The 1,630-nt window shown below is 41.3% G+C and carries 2 protein-coding genes; both read left to right on the top strand.

Annotated elements, in window-relative coordinates:
• Positions 1-275 precede the first annotated feature (275 nt).
• Entirely contained in the window at positions 276-653 is a 378-nt protein-coding gene (locus AB4Y90_RS17790; protein ID WP_441558897.1) for a helix-turn-helix domain-containing protein, read from the top strand.
• 235 nt (positions 654-888) lie between these two features.
• Positions 889-1,630 (top strand): DUF6261 family protein (locus AB4Y90_RS17795; RefSeq protein ID WP_441558898.1); only part of this gene is annotated, 742 nt, incomplete at its 3' end.

Below are 1,630 nucleotides of genomic sequence, written 5' to 3' on the forward strand. Positions count from 1 at the left end.
CTGTTGCTGTAAGTGGTTTCCTGCTCGGAAAGATGGTCTGTTCTGCAGGAGTAGATCGTAATGGCGACCATAAGAATCAGGCAGAGCCTGAGAAGTAATTTTTTCTTCATAGTGTTTAGTGTTTAATGGTTTAAATATATAACTTTTTCTTAACTCTGCAAATATGTGAAAAATAACCTTCTGATGAAAACCTGTTTTTGCATAAAATTACCCGATTTTCGGGTAAGTGTTTGTATGAGAATTATTTTTATATTTGCTTAAATAATACGACCATAATGACCAACAACGTTGCAGAAAAAATAAAAAGACTGAGAAAGGCAAAGGGTTTTTCTCAGGATGATATGGCAGAAAGAATGCATATTTCACAATCTGCATACGCAAGAATAGAAAACGGTGAAAGCCATTCCTGGGCTGCTCATATAGAAAAGCTAAGCGAAATCTTTGAAGTGAAACCCGAAGACTTCTTAACTGACGAAACGAATAATTTTAGTAGTTTAGATCAATTGGGAGGTTTCGCATTTCAGAATGTAGGAACTATTACCACTATAAATTCATTTCTGTCTGAAAAGCTAGTGGAGCAATACGAAGAGCGCATTAAAGAGCTTAAAGACCAGGTAGAATTCTGGAAAAGCCAGTCGCAGGGCAGCAAATAGCTTTCTGCCTTACCCGAAAAGCTCCTGCAGGGTACAGCAGGCTTTCGGAAGTTTCCGAAAATGCAAAGCAAGGGTGCAGCAGACTTTCGGAAAACCCCGAAACCTTCCCGCAAGACCGCAGGGAACTTTCGGAAGCTCCCGAAGCGATGTTTCAGCCCCTCCTGAAGCTTTCGGGTAAACAAATTAAAAACAAAACCGCACGAGGCGGCTTTATAATAATTAAACACAATATACAATGATGAATTCAATCGATCTACCAAAGCTTCGCAATGCAGAATACCTGCAGTACATGAAAGATTTTTCAGGCATTATCAGTCTCAACAGTACAGATCAATTTGATATTGAGACAAAATTCAATGCCTTTAACGCCAAAATTACTGAGCTTGAGGCGCTTTACAAAAAAGCCCTTGCCAGCGACAAAACCCAGGAAATCCTGTTAATAGACGCCAGAAGAGATGCCGCAATCAACGGGATCTATTATTTTCTGCTTTCTCAAACCTACCATTTTGACACTGCAAACCAACAAAATGCAAAGGTGCTGTTAGAAAACATGGCTTTGTACGGAAGCGGCATTGCCCGCCAGAATTACCAGGCAGAAACCGCTACCCTCAATAACCTCATCCGCGACTGGGAAAACAAGCCCGAGCTTATAAGCGCTATTACAGCTTTTAACCTGACAGCATGGGTCAATGAACTGAAAACTGCCAACGAAGAGTTTAATACCAAATATCTTTCAAGAACACAGGAATACGGCGATGCAAACCCCGAAACCATCAAGCTCAAGAGAGAGGAGGTGAATGTCACGTACTATGCACTGCGAGACAGAATAGATGCGCTCCACTTATTGGTGGAAACACCGCCTTCACCTTATGCTACTGTGATCAACCAGCTGAATGCACTTACCGATCAGTATAATGTACTGCTGGTTAACAGGAAACCGGATTCGCCGGATTCTAATAATACTGATGGTGTAGCTC

The sequence above is a fragment of the Chryseobacterium sp. 2TAF14 genome (assembly GCF_052115105.1).
In the GTDB taxonomy this organism is placed as follows: domain Bacteria; phylum Bacteroidota; class Bacteroidia; order Flavobacteriales; family Weeksellaceae; genus Chryseobacterium.

Coding starts and splice junctions, on each gene's coding strand:
- AB4Y90_RS17790 (WP_441558897.1), top strand. CDS start 276: ATGACCAACAACGTTGCAGAAAAAATAAAAAGACTGAGAAAGGCAAAG.